Consider the following 20,873-nt stretch of genomic DNA (forward strand, 5'->3'; position numbering starts at 1 on the left):
ATATTCCGAGGGTCTACCCTCCCGGGCGAGCGGGGACACGGCCGCGAAGTGCGGAAACGTCACCTCCACCGGCCGATCTCGACGTTCTCCAGCACGCCGAGCGCATCGGGCACCAGCACGGCGGCCGAGTAGTAGGCCGTCACCAGGTACTTGATGATCGCCTGTTCGTTGATGCCCATGAACCGCACCGACAGGCTCGGCTCGATCTCGTCCGGGATGCCCGACTGCCTGAGGCCGATGACACCCTGGTCCTGCTCGCCGGTACGCATGGCGATGATCGAGGTCGTGCGCTCCGGGCTGACCGGGATCTTGTTGCAGGGGTAGATCGGCACTCCGCGCCAGGTCGGGATGCGGTTGCCGCCGATCTCGACGGTCTCCGGGACCAGTCCCCGCTTGTTCAGCTCGCGCCCGAACGCCGCGATCGCGCGCGGGTGGGCCAGGAACAGCTTGGTGCTGCGCCGACGGCTGAGCAGCTCGTCCATGTCGTCCGGGCCGGGCACGCCGTCGTGCGGCTGGATCCGCTGGTCGTACTCGCAGTTGTTCAGCAGGCCGAATTCGCGGTTGTTGATCAGCTCGTGCTCCTGGCGCTCCTTGAGCGCCTCGACCGTGAGCCTGAGCTGCTGCTCGGTCTGGTTCATCGGCTGGTTGTACAGATCGGCCACGCGCGTGTGGATGCGCAGCACGGTCTGGGCGATGCTCAGCTCGTACTCGCGAGGCCGGGGCTCGTAGTCCACGAAGGTGTGCGGGATGTCGGGCTCGCCGGAGTGGCCGGCCGCCAGCTCGACCTCCTTCTCGCCGTACTTGTTGGTCCGCTGCTCCGGCACCGAGCGGAGCTGCTCCAGGTGTTCGCGCAGGGTGTCCGCGCGCTCGGCGACCTGCTCGAAGTCCTGGCGGCTGAGGATCAGCACGGTGGTCGCGGTGTCCGCGCGGGCGGTGAACTCCCAGATGGCGTCGGGGTCCAGCAGTGCCTGCTCGCCGAAGTAGGCGCCGTCGGCGAGGACTCCGAGGACGGCGTCGTCGCCGTAGGGGCCGGTGCCGATCTTCTCGACCCTGCCGTGCGCCAGCAGGTACACCTCGCTCGTCCGGTTGCCGAAGTCGGCGATCACCTCGCCGGGCGCGAAGTCGCGCTGGCGGCAGCGGCGGGCCAGCTCCGTCAGCACCTCCTCGTCCTCGTACGAGCGCAGGGCCGGCAGCTCGCCGAGTTCGGCCGGGATGACCTCGACCTGGTCCCCGGTCTTGACGAAGGTGATGCGACCGTCGCCGACGGTGTACGCCAGTCGCCTGTTGACCCGGTACGTGCCGCCGTGTACGTCGACCCACGGGAGCGTGCGCAGCAGCCAGCGGGAGCTGATCTCCTGCATCTGCGGAACGGACTTGGTTGTGGTGGCCAGGTTCCGCGCTGCCGCCGTCCCGAGGGACTGCTGCGGCTTGCCCTGATCCGTGCGGACCTCTTCGCCTACCGACATAGAGAATTGCCTCCCAGGTATTCCCGGTGCCGAATCGCAGGGTGCACCGGCCTCGGGATCCGAGCCTTCCATCACGGACCGTGGTCGCACCATTACCCGAATGAGCGGGAATGGATCATCGGATTACCGGGCATGGAGAAGGCTCCCGTCCCGTGCTCGTCCGTCGCCGCAGTACGTCGTCCGCAAGGTGCCGTCGCCGCGCCAGGGGGCGCGCCCGCCCAGCCCCCGCACCGGGTGACAATGAAGCCGTGACCAGCCCCGACGCGCTCGTGCCCCGGCTCCCCTCGCCCCTCCAGGACGTGCGGGACGACCGGTTCGAGCGGCACGGGCTGCGGCTGTCGCTCAAGCGCGACGACCTGATCCACCCCCACCTCATCGGCAACAAGTGGCGCAAGCTCGTGCCGAACATCGAGGCGGCGCGGGGCCGCCCGCTGGTCACGTTCGGCGGGGCCTACTCCAACCACCTGCGCGCCACCGCCGCCGCGGGCCGCCTCCTCGGGCTCGCGACCACCGGCGTGGTCCGCGGCGCGGAACTGGCCGGCCGTCCGCTCAACCCCTCCCTGGCCCGCTGCGCGGCGGACGGCATGCGGCTGCACTTCATCGACAGATCGACGTACCGACGCAAGACCGAGCCGGAGACCCTGGCCGCGATCCTGCGCGCGGCCGGCGCCGAGGAGGCGTACGTCGTGCCCGAGGGCGGCAGCAACGGCGCGGCCGTGCACGGCTGCCGGGCGCTGGGCGAGGAGCTGCGCGGGCACGCCGACGTCGTCGCGGTCGCCTGCGGCACCGGCGGCACGCTCGCGGGGCTGGCCGCCGGGCTGACGGCAGGGCAGCGGGCGCTCGGCGTACCGGTGCTCAGGGGCGGCTTCCTGGAGCGCGACATACAGGCACTGCAGGAACGTGCCTTCGGCGGCCGTACCGGCGCCTGGTCCCTCGACGAGCGCTTCCACTTCGGCGGTTACGCGCGTACGACACCCGAACTGCACGCGTTCGCCGAGGACTTCGAGGACCGCCACGGGCTGCCCGTCGAGCGTCTCTATGTCGCCAAGTTGCTCTACGGACTTGTCGTCCTGGCGGACGAGGGTGCCTTCCCGCGCGGGACGACGATCGCCGCCGTCGTCACCGGGCGGCCGTTCCCGGCGGGCCGACCCGCCTCCACCGGGGCTAACCCGCCTCCCGGAAGGCCGCCGCCTCCTCCAGGTCCAGCCGTCTGAGGAGCGCGCGCAGCATCTCGTCGTCGATGTAGCGGTGGTCGCGGAGTCTGACGAAGACCTCGCGTTCGGCGCTGATCATCTCGCGGGACAGCCGGCGGTAGGTGTCGTCGAAGGACTCCCCGGTGACCGGGTTGGTCTGGCCGAGGCGCTCCCAGACGGCGTTGCGGCGGCGCTCCAGGACCGTGCGCAGCCGGTCGGCGAGCGGCGGGGGCAGAGCGTTGCGCTCGTCGGAGAGAAGGTCGTCGAGGCGGCTCTCGGCGGCCCGGGAGGCCTGTGCCTGGGCGTTGGCCTCGGCGAGCGTCTCGGCCTGCGGATCGCGGCCGGGGAACCGCATCAGACGGATCAGTGGCGCGAGCGACAGCCCCTGCACGACCAGCGTGCCGATGACCGTGGTGAAGGTCAGGAAGAGGATCAGGTTCCGCTGCGGGAAGGGGGCGCCGCCGTGCACCGTGAGCGGGATCGAGAACGCGATGGCGAGGGACACCACACCGCGCATGGCGGCCCATCCGGTCACGACCGGCGCCCGCCAGGTGACGTCCCCCTCGCGCTCCCTGATCCGGCTGAAGAGCGCGCGGGGCAGGAAGGTCGCCGGGAACACCCAGGCGAAGCGGGCCGCCACGACCACGGCGAAGACCGCGATCGCGTACCAGGCCGCGTCGCCCCCCTGGTATGCCCCCAACCCCTTGAGGACGGTGGGCAGTTGCAGCCCGATCAGCGCGAACACCGCCGATTCCAGCAGGAAGGCGACCATCCGCCACACCGCGTCCTCCTGGAGCCGGGTGGCGAAGTCGACCTCCCACGCGCGGTGCCCGAGATACACCGCGACCACGACGACCGCGAGGACGCCGGAGCCGTGGAACTGCTCGGCCACGCCGTAGGCGACGAACGGGATCAGCAGTGAGAGCGTGTTCTGCAGCAGCGCCTCCTTCAGATGGGTGCGCAGCCAGTGGATCGGCACCATGAGCACGAGTCCGACGAGCACCCCGCCGACCGCGGCCCGCAGGAACTCCCAGATCCCCCCCGACCAGGTGGCACCTTCGCCGACGGCCGCGGCGAGGGCCACCTTGTAGGCGGTGATCGCGGTGGCGTCGTTCAGCAGGGACTCGCCCTGGAGGATGGTGGTGATCCGGGACGGCAGGCCGACCCGGCGCGCGATCGCCGCGGCCGCGACCGCGTCCGTCGGGGCGACCACCGCGCCCAGCACCAGCGCGGCGGTCAGCGGCAGTCCGGGTACGACGAGATAGGCGGCCCAGCCGACGACGAAGGTCGCGAAGAGCACGTACCCGATCGACAGCAGCCCCACGGGCCGCATCTGGGCCCGCAGATCGAGGTACGAGCTCTCGGTGCCCTCCTTGTAGAGCAGCGGGGGCAGCACCAGCGGCAGGACGACGTCCGGGGCCAGTGTGTAGTGCGGGATCCCGGGGACGTACGAGACGGCCAGGCCGACCGCGACCAGCAGCAGGGGCGCCGGCACCGGGGTGCGCCGGGCGATCCCCGCGATCCCCGCACTGCCCGCCACCAGCAACAGCAGCGGCATCACGTCCATGATCCTCGCCCACCCTCGTTTTCCGCGCGGCCACCCGCACACCCGTCGTAATCTGGCAATCATGAAACAGTGCACGCACGCCGACGCGCTGCCGCACCCGGAACCGGACCCGCTCGCCCCGACCTGCCCGGAGTGCCTGCGGGACGGCACGCACCCGGTGCAGCTGCGGCTGTGCCTCAGCTGCGGCCATGTCGGCTGCTGCGACTCCTCTCCGGGAAGGCACGCGACACAGCACCACGAGACGTCCGGCCACCCGGTCATGCGGTCCTTCGAGCCCGGCGAGGAATGGCGGTGGTGCTTCGTGGACCACGTTCTCGTCTGAGCCCCTCGCGTCGCGCGGGTTCTGGCGTGGTCGCATTCCCGTCCGACCGCGTTCTCGTGTGACACTGCATGCGGCGGCGGCCGCACGACGGTTCGAGCGTCTGACGTCTGGGTACGTCAACCCGGCGCGCGCTCTTCCCATTTGGGCCCGCAAACCCTCTAGACACGGAGCGTATACACAGCTTTACTGTGAGTGACGCAAGGGGGGTTGGGATCCCGGGACAGGAACGTTCGGAGCGCGATAGCGTCACCGCCGAACCACGTACGCGTTACCCCGGGGGGCGACCCTCGGCCCCGTAAAGCTTGTACCACCATGGAGGTGAGGGTGTCCCAGATCGCAGGCGAGCCCGCGGCGAATCAGGACTTCGTGGAAGTCCGGCTGCCGGCCGCGGGTGCCTACCTGTCGGTGCTGCGGACGGCCACGGCCGGTCTCGCGGCCCGCTTGGACTTCACCCTGGACGAGATCGAGGACCTGCGCATCGCCGTCGACGAGGCTTGCGCGATCCTGCTCCAACAGGCCGTGCCCGGCTCCGTGCTCAGCTGTGTCTTCCGGCTCGTCGACGACTCGCTGGAGGTCACGGTCTCGGCGCCGACCACGGACGGTCATGCCCCGTCGCGGGACACCTTCGCCTGGACCGTGCTGTCGGCCCTCGCGGGCAAGGTCTCGTCCGCCGTGGACGAGGACAAGACCGTGTCGATCAGCCTCTACAAACAGCGCGGCGCGGGCCCCGGCCCGGCGTGAGGAACGGGGACGGTCCGGTGCGGGACGAAGAGCGCGGCACACGCGAGCTGCCGACCGGGGACGGGGGTGCCCCCTGGTCGAGCGCGGGCGAGATCTCCGGGGAAGCCCCCAGAGACGGTTCCCGGCGCATGGCGGACGGCATCGACGGCATCCCCGAGCAGGCCAGGCCGCACCCGCAGGACGATTCCGCGGGTGCCGGAGGCGACGCTGCCGTGCAGGGCGTACGGCCGGAGGGATCCGGCGGCGCCGGACCCGCCGTCCACGCGGGGGCCATGGCTCGGGGAAGGGCTACGGGCGGGACGATGAGCGAGCACGAGCGAAACGCCGAGGACGAGGCGCCGGGTGCGCAGGCCGTGCAGGCCGCACAGCACGGCCCTCAGGACCGCAGCGGTGCGCGGGCGATGTTCGTGGAGCTGCGCAAGCTGAACGCGGGCAGCGCGGAGTACGCCGAGCTGCGCAATCAGCTGGTCCGTATGCATCTGCCGCTCGTGGAGCACCTGGCGCGCCGGTTCCGCAACCGCGGTGAGCCGCTGGACGACCTCACCCAGGTCGCCACGATCGGTCTGATCAAGTCCGTGGACCGGTTCGACCCGGAGCGCGGCGTCGAGTTCTCCACGTACGCCACCCCGACCGTCGTCGGCGAGATCAAGCGGCACTTCCGCGACAAGGGCTGGGCGGTCCGCGTGCCACGCCGGCTGCAGGAGCTGCGGCTCTCGCTGACCACGGCGACGGCCGAGCTGTCCCAGCTGCACGGCCGCTCCCCCACGGTCCACGAGCTGGCCGAGAAGCTCGCGATCTCCGAGGAGGAGGTCCTGGAGGGCCTGGAGTCCGCCAACGCGTACTCCACGCTGTCCCTGGACGTCCCCGACACCGACGACGAGTCCCCGGCGGTCGCCGACACCCTCGGCGCGGAGGACGAGGCGCTGGAGGGCGTGGAGTACCGGGAATCGCTGAAGCCGCTGCTGGAGGATCTCCCGCCGCGGGAGAAGCGGATCCTGCTGCTGCGCTTCTTCGGGAACATGACCCAGTCGCAGATCGCGCAGGAGGTCGGCATCTCCCAGATGCACGTCTCCCGGCTACTGGCCCGCACGCTGGCACAGCTGCGGGAGAAGCTGCTCGTCGAAGAGTGACCTGTCCGGAGTGACCTGTCCGAGTGATCCGTCCGGAGTGATCTCTTCGGAGTGATCTATTCGGCGCGACCCGGTCCCTTGATGCCGAGGGCCCGGGTCGTCTCGCCGTTGACGAGCAGCACGAGCGCCGCCACGGCTACGACGGCCAGGGCGATCCCGGCCGGGATGGCCATGCTGTCGGCCTGGAGCAGGTTGTAGGCGATCGGCAGCGCCAAGAGCTGGGTGATCACCGCAGGGCCACGGCTCCAGCTGCGCCGCAGCAGCAGTCCGCGCGCGGCGAGCAACGGCAGCAGCGCGAGCACCACCAGCGTGACGCCCAGGGTCACGGCCTGCTGCCGGTCGTCCGGGGCACCGGTGGCCCCGAGGACGAGCACCCACAGCCCGCCGACCACCAGCGCGCCGCCCTCCAGGGCGGCCAGCAGGGCGGCGTACGTCAGCCGACGGGGCCGGGGTTCCGGGGCGGGGTTCTGCTCACTGCTCACCCCAGCAGGGTAGCCGCAGGGCTTTGAGGAACACGGGCGGGTGTGGCGGCCGCCACCCCCTGGGGGGCGCGGGGGCTGCGCGACCGGCCCACCGCGGAACCGCACCCGGCAACGGTGAGATCCCCAACGGCGAAGGCCGGCGCGGCGCCACGTGTCCGGGCTCGTACCCCCGCCTCTTACCCGTTCCCTACCTCGGTGTAGGCCGGGTACCCCCGGGTAGGTACGCTGCCATCCATGCGTGCACTTCTCGTGGTCAATCCGGCGGCTACCACCACCAGCGCACGCAGGCGCGACGTCCTGATCCACGCACTGGCGAGCGAGATGAAGCTGGAGGCGGTCACCACCGAGTACCGCGGCCACGCGCGCGACCTCGGCCGGCAGGCGGCGGACAGCGACGACATCGACCTCGTGGTGGCCCTCGGCGGCGACGGCACGGTCAACGAGGTCGTCAACGGCCTCCTGCACGCCGGCCCCGACCCGGACCGGCTGCCCGGCTTCGCCGTGGTCCCCGGCGGCTCCACCAACGTCTTCGCCCGCGCCCTGGGGCTGCCCAACGACCCGGTGGAGGCCACCGGCGCCCTACTGGACGCCCTGCGTGAGGGCAGCGAGCGGTTTGTCGGCCTCGGCCTGACCTCGGGCACGCCCGGCACCATCGACGAGGCGGTCCCGGACCGCTGGTTCACCTTCAACGCCGGACTCGGCTTCGACGCGGGCGTGGTCGGCCGGGTCGAGCAGCAGCGCGAGCGCGGCAAGAAATCGACCCACGCGCTGTACGTACGGCAGGTGATCCGGCAGTACCTCGGCGAGCCGAACCGCCGGCACGGCTCGATCACCCTGGAGCGGCCGGGCGCGGACCCGATCTCCGATCTTGTGGTCGCCATAATCTCGAACACGTCCCCTTGGACGTATTTCGGCAATCGCCCCATGTACACGTCGCCTAAGGCCTCGTTCGACACGGGCGTCGACATCCTGGGTCTGCGCCGCCTGTCGACGGCCGCGGTTGCCCGGTATGGCACCCAGTTGCTCACTTCGTCCCCCGAGCGCGGACCCCATGGCAGGCACGTAGTCTCGCTGCACGACCAGGACCAGTTCACCTTGCATTCGAAGGCGCCTCTCCCCCTCCAGATGGACGGCGACCACCTCGGACTGCGTACTAGCGTGACGTTCACAGGCGTACGCCGTGCACTGCGTGTGATTGTGTGAGCAGAAGACGCGAAAGTCCTTTCACTCGAACGTTTAGGCCAGGATCCACCCCATGGAAGTACGGCTGTGACCTAGTCGACACCGAGGAATCAAAAAAAACTTTCCTGAAGGGGTTGTATCCGCCGCTGAGGTTTGCGAGTCTCTACGTGGCGATCGGGACGGCCCGCAACACCGGCCTCCACTGATCACCAGAACCCCTCTTCAAACCAAGGACCACGCCGGGTAAAGACTCGGCGGTCGGCCCTTCACTTGTTGAGGGATTCGTGAAAGCGTTCACATTCACAAGCAACCTGTACGTCATACGTTCAGAGAAACCAAGGAGAGGTAGCAGCCATGGACTGGCGTCACAACGCCGTTTGCCGCGAGGAAGACCCCGAGCTCTTCTTCCCCATCGGCAACACCGGTCCTGCGCTGCTGCAGATCGAGGAAGCCAAGGCCGTCTGCCGTCGCTGCCCGGTGATCGAGCAGTGTCTGCAGTGGGCGCTCGAGTCCGGCCAGGACTCCGGCGTCTGGGGTGGTCTCAGCGAGGACGAGCGCCGCGCCATGAAGCGCCGCGCCGCCCGCAACCGGGCCCGTCAGGCCTCCGCCTGACATACCCACCCCTGCTGACAGCCTGAGCTTGGCGGCGCGTGCAGCACGCACGCATCTCCCGCCCCCGAGCCGCAGCGCGCAGTATCCCCCGATGCCGCTAGCGATTTAGCAGAGCAGCAACGAGCACGAGCCTCGGACCCATGACGGTCCGGGGCTTTTTGCTGTCCGCAAAGGCCCGCCGGTGTACGGCAGTTGGGTTACTTCTGCGCCTGCACCGGAATGTCGAGGATCACCCGGGTCCCCCGCTCCGGCGCCGGGACCATGTCGAAGGAGCCGCCCAACTCGCCCTCCACCAGGGTCCGTACGATCTGCAGGCCGAGGTTGCCCGAGCGGTGCGGGTCGAAGCCCTCGGGCAGGCCGACGCCGTCGTCCTGGACGGTGACGAGGAGGCGGGCCTCCTTGGTGGTGCCGCCACGGACCGCGGAGACCTCCACCGTGCCGGTGTCGCCCTCGCGGAAGCCGTGCTCCAGGGCGTTCTGCAGGATCTCGGTGAGGACCATCGACAGCGGGGTGGCGACCTCGGCGTCGAGGATCCCGAAGCGGCCGGTGCGCCGGCCGGTCACCTTGCCCGGTGAGATCTCGGCGACCATCGCCAGCACCCGGTCGGCGATGTCGTCGAACTCCACGCGCTCATCCAGGTTCTGAGACAGCGTCTCATGCACGATCGCGATCGAGCCGACCCGGCGGACGGCCTCCTCCAGGGCCTCCCGGCCGCGCTCGGACTCGATGCGCCGGGCCTGCAGCCGCAGCAGCGCGGCGACCGTCTGGAGGTTGTTCTTCACCCGGTGGTGGATCTCCCGGATGGTCGCGTCCTTGGTGATCAACTCGCGCTCGCGGCGGCGCAGTTCGGTGACGTCCCGGCACAGCACCAGCGAACCGATCCGGGTGCCCTTGGGCTTGAGCGGGATCGCCCGGAACTGGATCACCCCGTCGTTGGCCTCGATCTCGAACTCGCGCGGCGCCCAGCCGCTGGCCAGCTTGACGAGCGCCTCGTCCACCGGGCCGCGGGTCGGGGCCAGCTCGGCGGCGGTCTGGCCGAGGTGGTGGCCGACCAGGTCGGCGGCGAGGCCGAGCCGGTGGTAGGCGGACAGCGCGTTCGGGGAGGCGTACTGGACGATTCCGTCGGCGTCCAGCCGGATCAGTCCGTCGCCGACGCGCGGCGAGGCGTCCATGTCGACCTGCTGGTCGGGGAAGGGGAACGATCCTGCAGCGATCATCTGCGCGAGGTCCGAGGCGCTCTGGAGATAGGTCAGCTCCAGCCGGCTCGGGGTGCGCACGGTGAGCAGATTGGTGTTGCGGGCGATGACGCCGAGGACACGGCCCTCGCGTCGTACGGGGATGGACTCGACCCGTACGGGGACCTCTTCGCGCCACTCCGGGTCACCCTCGCGCACGATCCGGCCCTCGTCCAGCGCCACGTCCAGCAGGGGCCGGCGGCCGCGCGGGACGAGGTGGCCGACCATGTCGTCCTGGTAGGAGGTGGGGCCGGTGTTGGGGCGCATCTGGGCGACCGACACGTACCGCGTGCCGTCGCGGGTGGGGACCCACAGGACCAGGTCGGCGAAGGAGAGGTCCGAGAGCAGCTGCCACTCCGAGACCAGCAGATGGAGCCACTCGAGATCGGAGTCGTCGAGGGCGGTGTGCTGGCGGACCAGCTCGTTCATGGAGGGCACGGTGCGAGCGTACCCGCGGGCCTCGGTGGCCGGAAAACACCCGCGGGCCGCGGCGCCTGGAAGGGACCCTCAACCCTCCCGGCACCGCAGCCCGGAGCATCATCGGCCGTGGGGTGTGCGGTCCCGGTCGGCCGAAGGTCGAGGAGCCGGGGCAGTCAGGGCAGAGAGCGCCGGTTCCTCGATCCGTCTTCCTGTGCGGGGAAGACGGAGGCTTGTTCCTTTTGATTCTGGACTAGACCACAAGGGTGTGTCCATGCTCTTGTCAGCATGCACGACTGATGGCACCCGATGCCACGAAGCCTAGCCCGCCTCGGTCAGTCGCGGGGCCAGATGGACATGGCAATTTCCGCGAGTGCCTCCAACTCCCCCCGCTTCGCTCCGTCGCGCGCCTGCTGGGACATGCCCTGGATCATGGCACCGGTGTGCCGGGCGAGGGCCGCGCCGTCGGTGCCGGCGGGAAGCAGCCCGGCCGCGATGTCGGCGCCGATGCGGGATTCGAGAGCGGCGATGTTCGCGTTGCGCCGCTCGCGCAGCAGCCGCTCCACCTCGGAGCTGGTGCAGTTGGTGGCGGCGTGCACGACCAGGCAGCCATAGGGGTGCGCGGGGTCGGTGTACTCGGCGGCGGCCTCGCGCAGCATCCGCTCGACGGCGGCGCGGGCGGTGGGTTCCTCGGCGATCGCGCGGTCGCCGAAGGCGCCGTGGGTGTCGGAGTAGACCCGGACGACCTCCTCGAACAGGGTCCGCTTGTCACCGAAGGCCGCGTACAGGCTCGGGGCGCCGATGCCCATGATCCGGGTGAGGTCGGAGACCGAGGTGGCCTCGTAGCCGTGCTCCCAGAAGGCCATGAGTGCCTTCTCCAGGGCGGTGGCCCGGTCGAAGGAGCGCGGCCGGCCGCGGCCCTTCACCGTGCTGACCTGCTCTTTCGTCTGCCCTTGTCCCTCCATGGGGTGCATTTTATAGCGGACCCTAGAGAAATGTCGGCGGACTGTTGTACGGTTTTTCTGTAGCGATCGCTAGACAAATCTGGAGGGGTGGCGGACATGGGCGTGCTCACGGGGAAGACGGCGCTGGTCACGGGCGCGAGCCGGGGTATCGGACGAGGGATCGCCGAGCGGCTCGGACGGGACGGGGCGCGCATCGCGGTCCACTACGCCGGCGACGAGACGGCCGCGAAGGAGACGGCCGCGGCGATCGAGGCGGCCGGCGGCTCGGCTTTCACGATCGGGGTGCGGCTGGGCGCGCCGGGGGACGCCGAGCGACTGTGGCAGGAGTTCGACCGGCACGCGGACGGCCTGGACATCCTCGTGCACAACGCGGGCATCGGCACCGCGCGGCCGTTCACGGAGATCGACGAGGAGGAGTACGACAGGCTCTTCGCGGTGAACGTGAAGGCGCCCTTCTTCCTGACCCGGCTCGGGACGGAGCGGCTGCGCGACGGCGGGCGGGTGGTGAACATATCGTCGGGGCTCGCGCGGACCGCCGCGATGCCCGAGCTGATGGCGTACGCGATGACGAAGGCAGCGCTGGACGTCTTCACCCGGGACCTGTCCAAGACGCTCGGCCCGCGCGGGATCACGGTGAACTCCGTGGCGCCCGGCATCGTGGACACCGACGTCAACGCGGCGTGGCTGCGCGCGAGCGAGGAGGCATGGCGGGGTGCGGCCGCACTCTCGGCGCTGGGCCGGGTGGGCACTCCGGCGGACATCGCCGACGTGGTGGCCTTCCTGGTCTCGGAGGACGGGCGCTGGGTGACGGGCCACTGGCTGGACGCGACGGGAGGTTCCCTCACCTGAGGTTTTCCCGGGCCTTCTCCTTCTCTTTCCTGGGCTGCCGAAGGCCGATTCTGTTAGATTGGTCTAAACCACATAGACGCACCGAGCCCACTTCAGAACGGCAGGCCCAGCGTGGAAGTTGTCATCGTTCCGGACGCCGCGGCGGGCGGCGAGCTGATCGCCGAGGCCATGGCCCAGCTGCTGCGACGCAAGCCCGACGCCCTGCTCGGCGTGGCCACCGGCTCCACCCCGCTGCCCATCTACCAGGCACTGACCGCGAAGGTGCGCTCCGGCGCCGTCGACACCTCGCGGGCCCGTGTAGCCCAGCTCGACGAGTATGTGGGGCTGCCCGCAGACCATCCCGAGTCCTACCGCTCGGTGCTGCGCCGCGAGGTGCTGGAGCCGCTCGGCATCGGCATGGGCTCCTTCCTCGGCCCCGACGGCACCGCCGAGGACATCCAGGCGGCGTGCGAGGCGTACGACCGCGCGCTCACCGAGGCCGGCGGGGTGGACCTGCAGCTGCTCGGTATCGGCACGGACGGACACATCGGCTTCAACGAGCCCTGCTCGTCCCTCGCCTCACGCACCCGGATCAAGACACTGACCGAGCAGACCCGCGTCGACAACGCCCGCTTCTTCGACGGCGACATCGACCAGGTGCCGCACCACGTCATCACCCAGGGCATCGGCACCATCCTGGAGGCCCGGCACCTGGTGCTGCTGGCGACGGGCGAGGGCAAGGCGGACGCGGTCGCCGCGACCGTCGAGGGACCGGTCGCGGCCGTCTGCCCGGCCTCCGCACTCCAGCTGCACCGCCACGCCACGGTGGTCGTCGACGAGGCAGCCGCATCCAAACTGAAGCTGGCGGACTACTTCCGCCACACCTACGCCAACAAGCCGAACTGGCAGGGGATCTAGCGGGGAGCGCCGAGGGCCGACAGGGGATCCAGCGGGCTCGACACAGGGGCCGGCCGGGAGCCGGCAGGGTTGGGCAGGGCTTGGCAGGACTCGGCAGCGAAGCCGGCCGGGGCTCGGCCCGGGATGGGGCCGGTGCAGGGGGTCTGACGGCGGAGCCCGCTGGGACCAGCAGGGCTGCAGCGAAGCCGGCCGCGACTCAGCCCGGGGCGGAGCCGGTGGAGGGACGGGGCTGACGGCGGAGCCCGCTGAGATCAACAGGGGCTCGGCAGCAGATCCAGCAGGGTCGGCCGGGGACCCAGCCGGGGCACGGGTCTGGCAGCGGAAGCCGGCAGCGGTCAGGAAGGGGACGGCTGAAGGGGACGGCTACGGATCCAGGCGGGATCGGCCGGGCGCCGGCCATGGTTCGAGGCGGGCTCGACACAGGGGCCGGCCGGGAGCCGGCGGGGCTCGGCAGGGGGCGTGGCGGGGCCTCCGCGGCTGCCTGGGCGTGCTTCCTGGGTGCCTGATGGACTAGACCAAGGGCGGGTGCGACGGTATATAGAGGGGATCACGGAGCGTGCGGGGGACTCCTGACCCGCGAAGCCGTGCCACGATGTGAGCCGTGGCCGATAGCAGGTCGGTCGCTTTCGGCATTCGGAGCCGGGAAGGCAGAGCATGAGCACCGACGTCAGCAGTGCGGAGAACGAGGCCGGGACGACCGTCCGTACGGCGCGCGTGCCCAAGTACTACCGCCTGAAGAAGCACCTGCTCGACATGACGGAGACGCAGGCTCCGGGCACGCCGGTCCCGCCCGAGCGCACGCTGGCCGCCGAGTTCGACACCTCCCGCACCACCGTCCGCCAGGCCCTGCAGGAGCTGGTCGTGGAGGGCCGGCTCGAGCGCATCCAGGGCAAGGGCACGTTCGTCGCCAAGCCCAAGGTCTCCCAGGCGCTCCAGCTCACGTCCTACACCGAGGACATGCGCGCCCAGGGTCTGGAGCCGACCTCGCAGCTGCTGGACATCGGGTACATCACGGCCGACGACCGGCTCGCCGGGCTGCTCGACATCAGCGCCGGCGGACGCGTGCTGCGCATCGAGCGGCTGCGCATGGCCAACGGCGAGCCGATGGCGATCGAGACCACGCATCTGAGCGCCAAGCGCTTCCCTGCCCTGCGCCGCTCCCTGGTGAAGTACACGTCCCTCTACACCGCCCTCGCCGAGGTCTACGACGTCCACCTCGCCGAGGCCGAGGAGACCATCGAGACCTCGCTGGCCACCCCGCGCGAGGCGGGCCTGCTCGGCACCGACGTGGGCCTGCCGATGCTGATGCTCTCCCGGCACTCCCTGGACCGCGAGGGCAAGCCGGTGGAGTGGGTGCGGTCCGTGTACCGGGGGGACCGCTACAAGTTCGTGGCGCGACTGAAGCGGCCCGCCGAGTAAGTCCCGGCACGAGCGCGGCCCGTGGACGTTCGCTGAATCGATATACCGATATGCGGACGAGGTCTTCCACTGCCACGACACCGTCACCTAGATTGCCTGCGCATTACACAGGTGATCAGCGAGGGGACGGAGAGCCGTGGCATGTCCGATACGCCTGAAGTGAGACCACCGATCGTCACACCGGTCAGGGTGATCATCGCCCTGTGTCTCGGCGCGCCCTTCGTGGCGCTGCTCTGGGTCGGCTCCTACGCCAAGACGGACCCCGCGTTCATCGGGATCCCGTTCTTCTACTGGTACCAGATGCTCTGGGTGCTGATCTCCACCGCGCTCACCGTGACCGCCTACAAGCTGTGGCAGCGTGACCAGCGCGGCCGTGCGGCCCAGAAGGGCGGTGCGGACAAGTGAAGAACGGCGTCAACGGCGTCGCGCTCGGCGTCTTCATCTTCTTCTTCCTGGCCGTCACGGTCATGGGCTTCCTCGCCGCACGCTGGCGCCGGGCCGAGAACGAGCACTCGCTGGACGAATGGGGCCTGGGCGGACGGTCGTTCGGCACCTGGATCACCTGGTTCCTGCTCGGCGGCGACCTGTACACGGCGTACACCTTCGTCGCCGTACCGGCGGCGATCTACGCGGCGGGCGCGTCCGGCTTCTTCGCGGTGCCGTACACGATCCTGGTCTACCCGCTGATCTTCACCTTCCTGCCTCGCCTGTGGTCGGTGTCCCACAAGCACGGCTATGTGACGACCTCGGACTTCGTGCGCGGCCGGTTCGGCTCCAGGGGCCTGTCGCTGGCGGTGGCGCTGACCGGCATCCTGGCGACGATGCCGTACATCGCGCTCCAGCTCGTCGGCATCCAGGCGGTGCTGGACGTGATGGGCGTCGGCGGGGACAGCAGCAGCAACTGGTTCGTACGAGACCTGCCGCTGCTCATCGCCTTCGGCGTGCTGGCGGCGTACACCTACTCCTCCGGGCTGCGCGCGCCCGCCCTGATCGCGTTCGTGAAGGACGGGCTGATCTACCTCGTCATCGCGGTGGCGATCATCTACATCCCGATCAAGCTGGGCGGCTTCGACGAGATCTTCGCCAAGGCGGGTCACGCCTTGAGCCAGGTCAACCCGGTGACGGGCAAGCCGCGCGGTGCGCTCGCGCCACCGGAGGCGGGCCAGTGGACGTACGCGACGCTGGCGCTGGGCTCCGCGCTCGCGCTCTTCATGTACCCGCACTCGATCACCGCGACCCTGTCCTCCAAGAGCCGTGACGTGATCCGCCGCAACACCACGATCCTGCCGCTGTACTCCCTGATGCTCGGCCTGCTGGCCCTGCTGGGCTTCATGGCGATCGCGGCCGGAGTGAAGGTCAAGAACGGCCAGTTGGCGATCCCGCAGCTGTTCGAGGACATGTTCCCGAGCTGGTTCGCGGGGGTCGCCTTCGCGGCGATCGGCATCGGCGCGCTCGTACCCGCCGCCATCATGTCGATCGCGGCGGCGAACCTCTTCACCCGCAACATCTACAAGGACTTCATCAAGCCGGACGCCACCCCGAAGCAGGAGGCCCAGGTCTCCAAGTCCGTGTCGCTGCTGGTGAAGGTCGGCGCGCTGGTCTTCGTCCTCACCATGGACAAGACGGTCGCGATCAACTTCCAGCTGCTGGGCGGCATCTGGATCCTGCAGACCTTCCCGGCCCTGGTCGGCGGCCTGTTCACCCGCTGGTTCCACCGCTGGGCGCTGCTCGCCGGCTGGGCGGTCGGCATGGCGTACGGCACGGTCGCCGCGTACGGCGTCGCCTCCCCGACCCAGAAGCACTTCGGCGGCTCGGCCAAGGAGATCCCCGGCATCGGGGAGATCGGCTACATCGGCCTGACGGCGTTCGTCCTCAACGTCGTCGTCACCGTTGTCCTGACCCTGATCCTGAAGGCCGTGAAGGCTCCTGAGGGCATCGACGAGACCAAGCCGGAGGACTACACGGCGGACGCGGGAGAACCGGGCGTCCAGAAGGAACTGACGCCCACCGCAACCCCCTGAGAGGCGCGGGGAACTGCGCGAGCAACCCGCAGCGGGCCGCCGAAAGCAAGTGCTACGGCGGCCCGCTCACTTGCACACTCACACCATGGACATCCTCATCCGCCCCGCCGAACCCACCGAACACGCGGAACTCGGCGAGATCACAGCGCATGCCTACCTCGACGACGGCCTCCTCGACTACGGCGGGACCGACCCGTATCTGCCCGCCCTCAAGGACGTGGCCGCTCGCGCGGCCGCGGCCGAGGTCCTCGTTGCCATGGCGGGCGAACGGCTCGTCGGCGGCGTGACCTTCGTCCCGTCGGGCGGCCCCGTCGCCGATATCGCCGGTCCGGGCGAGGCCGAGATCAGGGCGCTCGCGGTCGCACCCGACGCCCGGGGCCGGGGCATCGGCGAAGCCCTCGTCCGTGCCTGTCTCGACCGCGCCCGGCGCACGGAGGGCTGTACCGCCGTCGTCCTGTCGAGCTCTCGCCGTATGCACGCCGCCCACCGGCTCTACGAACGCCTCGGCTTCGTCCGTACACCCGAGCGGGACTGGAATCCCGTGCCGCACCTGGACGACATCACTCTGCTCACCTACGAGTTGACGCTCCGAGACCGTCGCGACACAACATCTGGTGGTGCCACGACAGCCCGGCACTAGATGTATGCTCGTCCTCGCTGTCGCCACAGGGGAATCCGGTGCGAATCCGGAACTGTCCCGCAACGGTGTACTTGTGCATGTCCGCCCCCGAGGCGGAGCGCATCGCACAGGAGTCAGTCCGAGGACCTGTCGACAGCGCACCCGACCGTCCGGTCCGGGTGCCCTGAGACGTCCGGGCCTCGTGGAATGGGCCGGTGGACGCGACGCGTGCGCGCTCGTGGCTGCCCCCTGTCCTCCGCAGGCCCCCGTGCCGAGCGAGGGAGAGCCCCACGTGACCATCGCGCCAGCAGATCCGGCTTCAGTCGGCGAAGTCAGCGAGCTGAAGACCGACGGTCCCGGTACCGCGCTGCTGCGGACCCTGACCGAGCTGACCTCCGACCTCCCCGACGCCGACCCCGGCCGGGTCGCCGCCGCCGCGCTGCGCGGCCGGTCCGCCCGTGCCGACGAGGCGGAGTTGCGCGAACTGGCCACCGAGGCCGCCGCCGGGCTCATCTCCGAGGACCCCGCCTACTCGAAGCTGGCCGCCCGGCTGCTGACCCTCTCCATCCGCGCCGAGGCCGCCTCGCAGGGCGTGACGTCCTTCACCGAGTCCGTCGCCGTCGGCCACCGCGAGGGCCTGATCGCCGACCGCACCGCGGAGTTCACGCGGCTCCACGCGGCCCGCCTCGACGCCCTGGTCGACCGGGCGGCCGACGACCGCTTCGGCTACTTCGGCCTGCGCACGCTGCACAGCCGCTATCTGCTGCGGCACCCCCTCACCCGCAAGGTCATCGAGACGCCCCAGCACTTCATGCTGCGGGTGGCGAGCGGCCTGGCCGAGGACGACACCCCTCGCTCCGTGGACGAAGTCGCCGCGCTCTACGGGCTCATGAGCCGCCTCGACTACCTCCCGTCCTCCCCCACGCTCTTCAACTCCGGCACGCGGCACCCCCAGATGTCGTCCTGCTACCTCCTCGACTCCCCGCTGGACGAGCTGGACTCCATCTACGACCGCTACCACCAGGTGGCCCGGCTCTCGAAACACGCCGGCGGCATCGGACTGTCGTACTCCCGGATCCGCAGCCGCGGTTCGCTGATCCGCGGCACCAACGGGCACTCCAACGGCATCGTCCCGTTCCTGAAGACCCTGGACGCCTCGGTGGCCGCGGTGAACCAGGGCGGCCGGCGCAAGGGCGCCGCGGCCGTCTACCTGGAGACCTGGCACTCCGACATCGAGGAGTTCCTGGAGCTGCGGGACAACACCGGTGAGGACGCCCGCCGTACGCACAACCTGAACCTCGCGCACTGGATCCCGGACGAGTTCATGCGCCGGGTGAACGCCGACGCGCAGTGGTCGCTGTTCTCCCCCGCCGACGTGCCGGAGCTGGTGGACCTGTGGGGCGAGGAGTTCGACGCCGCCTACCGCAAGGCCGAGGCGGCAGGTCTGGCGAAGAAGACCCTGCCGGCCCGTGAGCTGTACGGCCGGATGATGCGCACCCTCGCGCAGACCGGCAACGGCTGGATGACCTTCAAGGACGCCGCCAACCGCACCGCCAACCAGACGGCCTTGCCGGGGCATGTGGTCCACTCCTCCAACCTCTGCACGGAGATCCTGGAGGTCACGGACGACGGCGAGACGGCGGTCTGCAACCTGGGCTCCGTCAACCTGGGTGCCTTTGTCGACACAGTGACCGGCGGCCTCGACTGGGAGCGGCTGGACGAGACCGTCCGCACCGCCGTCACCTTCCTCGACCGCGTGGTGGACATCAACTTCTATCCGACCGAGCAGGCGGGCCGGTCGAACGCCAAGTGGCGCCCCGTCGGCCTCGGCGCGATGGGGCTGCAGGACGTCTTCTTCAAGTTGCGCCTGCCCTTCGACTCGCCGGAGGCCAAGGCCCTGTCCACGCGGATCGCCGAGCGCATCATGCTCGCCGCGTACGAGGCCTCCACCGACCTCGCCGAGCGCAGCGGCCCGCTGCCGGCCTGGGAGAAGACCCGTACGGCCCAGGGCGTGCTGCACCCCGACCACTACGGCGTCGAACTGACCTGGCCCGAGCGCTGGGAGGCGCTGCGCCGGCGTGTCGCCGAGACGGGCCTGCGCAACTCGCTGCTCCTCGCCATCGCCCCGACGGCCACCATCGCCTCCATCGCGGGCGTGTACGAGTGCATCGAGCCGCAGGTGTCGAACCTGTTCAAGCGCGAGACCCTGTCCGGTGAGTTCCTCCAGGTCAACTCCTACCTGGTGCAGGACCTGAAGAACCTCGGCGTGTGGGACGCGCGCACCCGCGAGGCGCTGCGCGACTCGGGCGGCTCCGTGCAGGAGTTCGTCTGGATCCCCGAGGAGGTGCGGGCCCTGTACCGCACCGCGTGGGAGATCCCGCAGCGCGGCCTGATCGACATGGCCGCCGCCCGCACCCCGTTCCTGGACCAGTCCCAGTCCCTGAACCTGTTCCTGGAGACGCCGACCATCGGCAAGCTCTCCTCGATGTACGCGTACGCCTGGAAGTCGGGCCTGAAGACGACGTACTACCTGCGCTCCCGCCCGGCGACCCGGATCGCCCGCGCCGCCCAGGCTCAGGCGCAGACCCAGACCCCCATCCCCGCGCAGGCGGTCGCCGACCCCGACGCCGTCGCCTGCTCCCTTGAGAACCCCGAGTCCTGCGAGGCCTGCCAGTAATGAGCACCAGCACCACCCGAAACACCAATCTCCTCGACCCGGGCTTCGAGCTGACGCTGCGTCCCATGCGCTACCCGGACTTCTACGAGCGCTACCGGGACGCGATCAAGAACACCTGGACCGTGGAGGAGGTCGACCTCCACTCGGACGTCGCCGACCTCGCGAAGCTGACCCCGGCCGAGCAGCATCTGATCGGCCGGCTGGTGGCCTTCTTCGCGACCGGCGACTCGATCGTCGCGAACAACCTGGTCCTGACGCTGTACAAGCACATCAACTCCCCCGAGGCGCGGCTCTACTTGAGCCGTCAGCTCTTCGAGGAGGCCGTGCACGTCCAGTTCTATCTGACGCTGCTGGACACCTACCTGCCCGACCCGGAGGACCGGACGGCGGCCTTCGCGGCCGTCGAGAACATCCCCTCCATCCGCGAGAAGGCCGAGTTCTGCTTCAAGTGGATCGACTCGGTGGAGCAGATCGACCGGCTGGAGACGAAGGCCGACCGCCGGCGCTTCCTGCTCAACCTGATCTGCTTCGCCGCGTGCATCGAGGGCCTGTTCTTCTACGGCGCGTTCGCGTACGTCTACTGGTTCCGCAGCCGGGGTCTGCTGCACGGTCTCGCCACCGGCACCAACTGGGTGTTCCGTGACGAGACGATGCACATGTCCTTCGCCTTCGACGTGGTCGACACCGTCCGCAAGGAGGAGCCGGACCTCTTCGACGACGAGCTCCAGCAGCAGGTCGTCGACATGCTGAAGGAGGCCGTCGAGGCCGAGCTGCAGTTCGCCCGCGACCTGTGCGGCGACGGCCTGCCGGGGATGAACACCGAGTCGATGCGGCAGTACCTGGAGTGCGTCGCCGACCAGCGGCTCGGCCGCCTCGGTTTCGCCCCGGTGTACGGCTCGGAGAACCCGTTCTCCTTCATGGAGCTGCAGGGTGTTCAGGAGCTGACGAACTTCTTCGAGCGCCGCCCGTCGGCGTACCAGGTCGCGGTCGAGGGCACCGTGGACCTGGACGAGGACTTCTGAGCCGGTAGCCGGTCTCCCACGCCTACCGGCGCGCGTTCCGGGCCCGCGGGCCGTCTG

At 70.0% G+C, this 20,873-nt stretch carries 19 protein-coding genes and 1 riboswitch; of the genes, 14 read left to right on the plus strand and 5 right to left on the minus strand.

The features are described from left to right. Positions 1 to 59: 59 nt before the first annotated feature. Positions 60 to 1,466 carry a family 2B encapsulin nanocompartment shell protein gene (locus AB5L52_RS15275; RefSeq protein WP_351023929.1) on the minus strand — a complete coding sequence of 469 codons (1,407 nt, stop codon included), beginning with the start codon at positions 1,464 to 1,466 and terminating at the stop codon, positions 60 to 62. Between the two features lie 248 nt (positions 1,467 to 1,714). Between AB5L52_RS15275 and AB5L52_RS15280 the strand changes: the two genes are divergently transcribed. Beyond that, positions 1,715 to 2,680, plus strand: coding sequence for a 1-aminocyclopropane-1-carboxylate deaminase/D-cysteine desulfhydrase (locus tag AB5L52_RS15280; RefSeq protein ID WP_369364500.1), 966 nt, complete (start codon positions 1,715 to 1,717; stop codon positions 2,678 to 2,680). On the opposite strand, the gene AB5L52_RS15285 is transcribed toward AB5L52_RS15280, so the two are convergent. Further along, the gene (locus AB5L52_RS15285; RefSeq protein WP_351574932.1) at positions 2,631 to 4,226 is read right to left on the minus strand and encodes a Na+/H+ antiporter; all 1,596 of its coding nucleotides are present in this window, start codon (positions 4,224 to 4,226) and stop codon (positions 2,631 to 2,633) included. The two genes, AB5L52_RS15280 and AB5L52_RS15285, sit on opposite strands and share 50 nt — an antisense overlap. 61 nt (positions 4,227 to 4,287) lie before the next feature. On the opposite strand from AB5L52_RS15285, the gene AB5L52_RS15290 reads away from it, so the two are divergent. The 3 genes from AB5L52_RS15290 to AB5L52_RS15300 all read left to right on the plus strand — a co-directional run bounded on the left by AB5L52_RS15290 (position 4,288) and on the right by AB5L52_RS15300 (position 6,419). Next, a complete protein-coding gene (locus AB5L52_RS15290; protein ID WP_351023935.1) occupies positions 4,288 to 4,548 on the plus strand; it encodes a UBP-type zinc finger domain-containing protein in 261 nt (86 codons plus the stop codon). Positions 4,549 to 4,872: 324 nt separating this feature from the next. Then, positions 4,873 to 5,289: an anti-sigma regulatory factor gene (locus tag AB5L52_RS15295; RefSeq protein WP_009190566.1), complete on the plus strand. Its 417-nt coding sequence runs from the start codon at positions 4,873 to 4,875 to the stop codon at positions 5,287 to 5,289. Positions 5,290 to 5,306: 17 nt separating this feature from the next. Then, positions 5,307 to 6,419, plus strand: a complete 1,113-nt coding sequence (locus AB5L52_RS15300) for an RNA polymerase sigma factor SigF (RefSeq protein ID WP_351023937.1) — start codon at positions 5,307 to 5,309, stop codon at positions 6,417 to 6,419. A 56-nt stretch (positions 6,420 to 6,475) separates the two neighbouring features. On the opposite strand, the gene AB5L52_RS15305 is transcribed toward AB5L52_RS15300, so the two are convergent. Continuing rightward, positions 6,476 to 6,901: a hypothetical protein gene (locus AB5L52_RS15305; RefSeq protein WP_369364503.1), complete on the minus strand. Its 426-nt coding sequence runs from the start codon at positions 6,899 to 6,901 to the stop codon at positions 6,476 to 6,478. 234 nt (positions 6,902 to 7,135) lie between these two features. Between AB5L52_RS15305 and AB5L52_RS15310 the strand changes: the two genes are divergently transcribed. Further along, a complete protein-coding gene (locus AB5L52_RS15310) occupies positions 7,136 to 8,104 on the plus strand; it encodes a diacylglycerol kinase family protein (protein WP_369364505.1) in 969 nt (322 codons plus the stop codon). 333 nt (positions 8,105 to 8,437) lie between these two features. Continuing rightward, positions 8,438 to 8,695 carry a WhiB family transcriptional regulator gene (locus AB5L52_RS15315; RefSeq protein WP_003992873.1) on the plus strand — a complete coding sequence of 86 codons (258 nt, stop codon included), beginning with the start codon at positions 8,438 to 8,440 and terminating at the stop codon, positions 8,693 to 8,695. A gap of 197 nt (positions 8,696 to 8,892) precedes the next feature. Here AB5L52_RS15315 and AB5L52_RS15320 read toward each other — a convergent pair whose 3' ends face one another. Continuing rightward, on the minus strand, positions 8,893 to 10,368 hold the full coding sequence (locus AB5L52_RS15320; RefSeq protein WP_351023943.1) for a PAS domain-containing sensor histidine kinase: 1,476 nt from the start codon (positions 10,366 to 10,368) through the stop codon (positions 8,893 to 8,895). Positions 10,369 to 10,682: 314 nt separating this feature from the next. Continuing rightward, complete coding sequence (locus AB5L52_RS15325) at positions 10,683 to 11,312, minus strand: TetR/AcrR family transcriptional regulator (protein ID WP_369364507.1); 630 nt, start codon at positions 11,310 to 11,312, stop codon at positions 10,683 to 10,685. Between the two features lie 96 nt (positions 11,313 to 11,408). On the opposite strand from AB5L52_RS15325, the gene AB5L52_RS15330 reads away from it, so the two are divergent. The 8 genes from AB5L52_RS15330 to AB5L52_RS15365 all read left to right on the plus strand — a co-directional run bounded on the left by AB5L52_RS15330 (position 11,409) and on the right by AB5L52_RS15365 (position 20,816). Beyond that, on the plus strand, positions 11,409 to 12,161 hold the full coding sequence (locus AB5L52_RS15330) for an SDR family oxidoreductase (RefSeq protein ID WP_351574919.1): 753 nt from the start codon (positions 11,409 to 11,411) through the stop codon (positions 12,159 to 12,161). Between the two features lie 111 nt (positions 12,162 to 12,272). Further along, positions 12,273 to 13,058: a glucosamine-6-phosphate deaminase gene (gene nagB / locus AB5L52_RS15335; RefSeq protein WP_351023950.1), complete on the plus strand. Its 786-nt coding sequence runs from the start codon at positions 12,273 to 12,275 to the stop codon at positions 13,056 to 13,058. Between the two features lie 654 nt (positions 13,059 to 13,712). Further along, positions 13,713 to 14,477 (plus strand): GntR family transcriptional regulator, encoded by a 765-nt coding sequence (locus AB5L52_RS15340; RefSeq protein WP_023546868.1) that lies wholly within the window; start codon positions 13,713 to 13,715, stop codon positions 14,475 to 14,477. A 141-nt stretch (positions 14,478 to 14,618) separates the two neighbouring features. Then, positions 14,619 to 14,882 carry a DUF3311 domain-containing protein gene (locus AB5L52_RS15345; protein WP_351023954.1) on the plus strand — a complete coding sequence of 88 codons (264 nt, stop codon included), beginning with the start codon at positions 14,619 to 14,621 and terminating at the stop codon, positions 14,880 to 14,882. Next, positions 14,879 to 16,498, plus strand: a complete 1,620-nt coding sequence (gene mctP, locus AB5L52_RS15350) for a monocarboxylate uptake permease MctP (protein WP_369364510.1) — start codon at positions 14,879 to 14,881, stop codon at positions 16,496 to 16,498. Before AB5L52_RS15345 ends, mctP begins: the two co-directional genes overlap by 4 nt. An 85-nt stretch (positions 16,499 to 16,583) precedes the next feature. Beyond that, positions 16,584 to 17,138, plus strand: a complete 555-nt coding sequence (locus AB5L52_RS15355) for a GNAT family N-acetyltransferase (protein ID WP_369364512.1) — start codon at positions 16,584 to 16,586, stop codon at positions 17,136 to 17,138. Continuing rightward, a riboswitch (cobalamin riboswitch) is annotated at positions 17,120 to 17,287 on the plus strand. It overlaps the preceding gene by 19 nt. 122 nt (positions 17,288 to 17,409) lie before the next feature. Next, positions 17,410 to 19,794 (plus strand): ribonucleoside-diphosphate reductase subunit alpha, encoded by a 2,385-nt coding sequence (locus AB5L52_RS15360; protein WP_369364514.1) that lies wholly within the window; start codon positions 17,410 to 17,412, stop codon positions 19,792 to 19,794. Beyond that, complete coding sequence (locus tag AB5L52_RS15365; RefSeq protein WP_351023966.1) at positions 19,794 to 20,816, plus strand: ribonucleotide-diphosphate reductase subunit beta; 1,023 nt, start codon at positions 19,794 to 19,796, stop codon at positions 20,814 to 20,816. Before AB5L52_RS15360 ends, AB5L52_RS15365 begins: the two co-directional genes overlap by 1 nt. Positions 20,817 to 20,873: the final 57 nt, after the last annotated feature.

Origin of the sequence: Streptomyces sp. CG4, from assembly GCF_041080655.1 — a bacterium.
Taxonomy (GTDB): Bacteria; Actinomycetota; Actinomycetes; order Streptomycetales; family Streptomycetaceae; genus Streptomyces.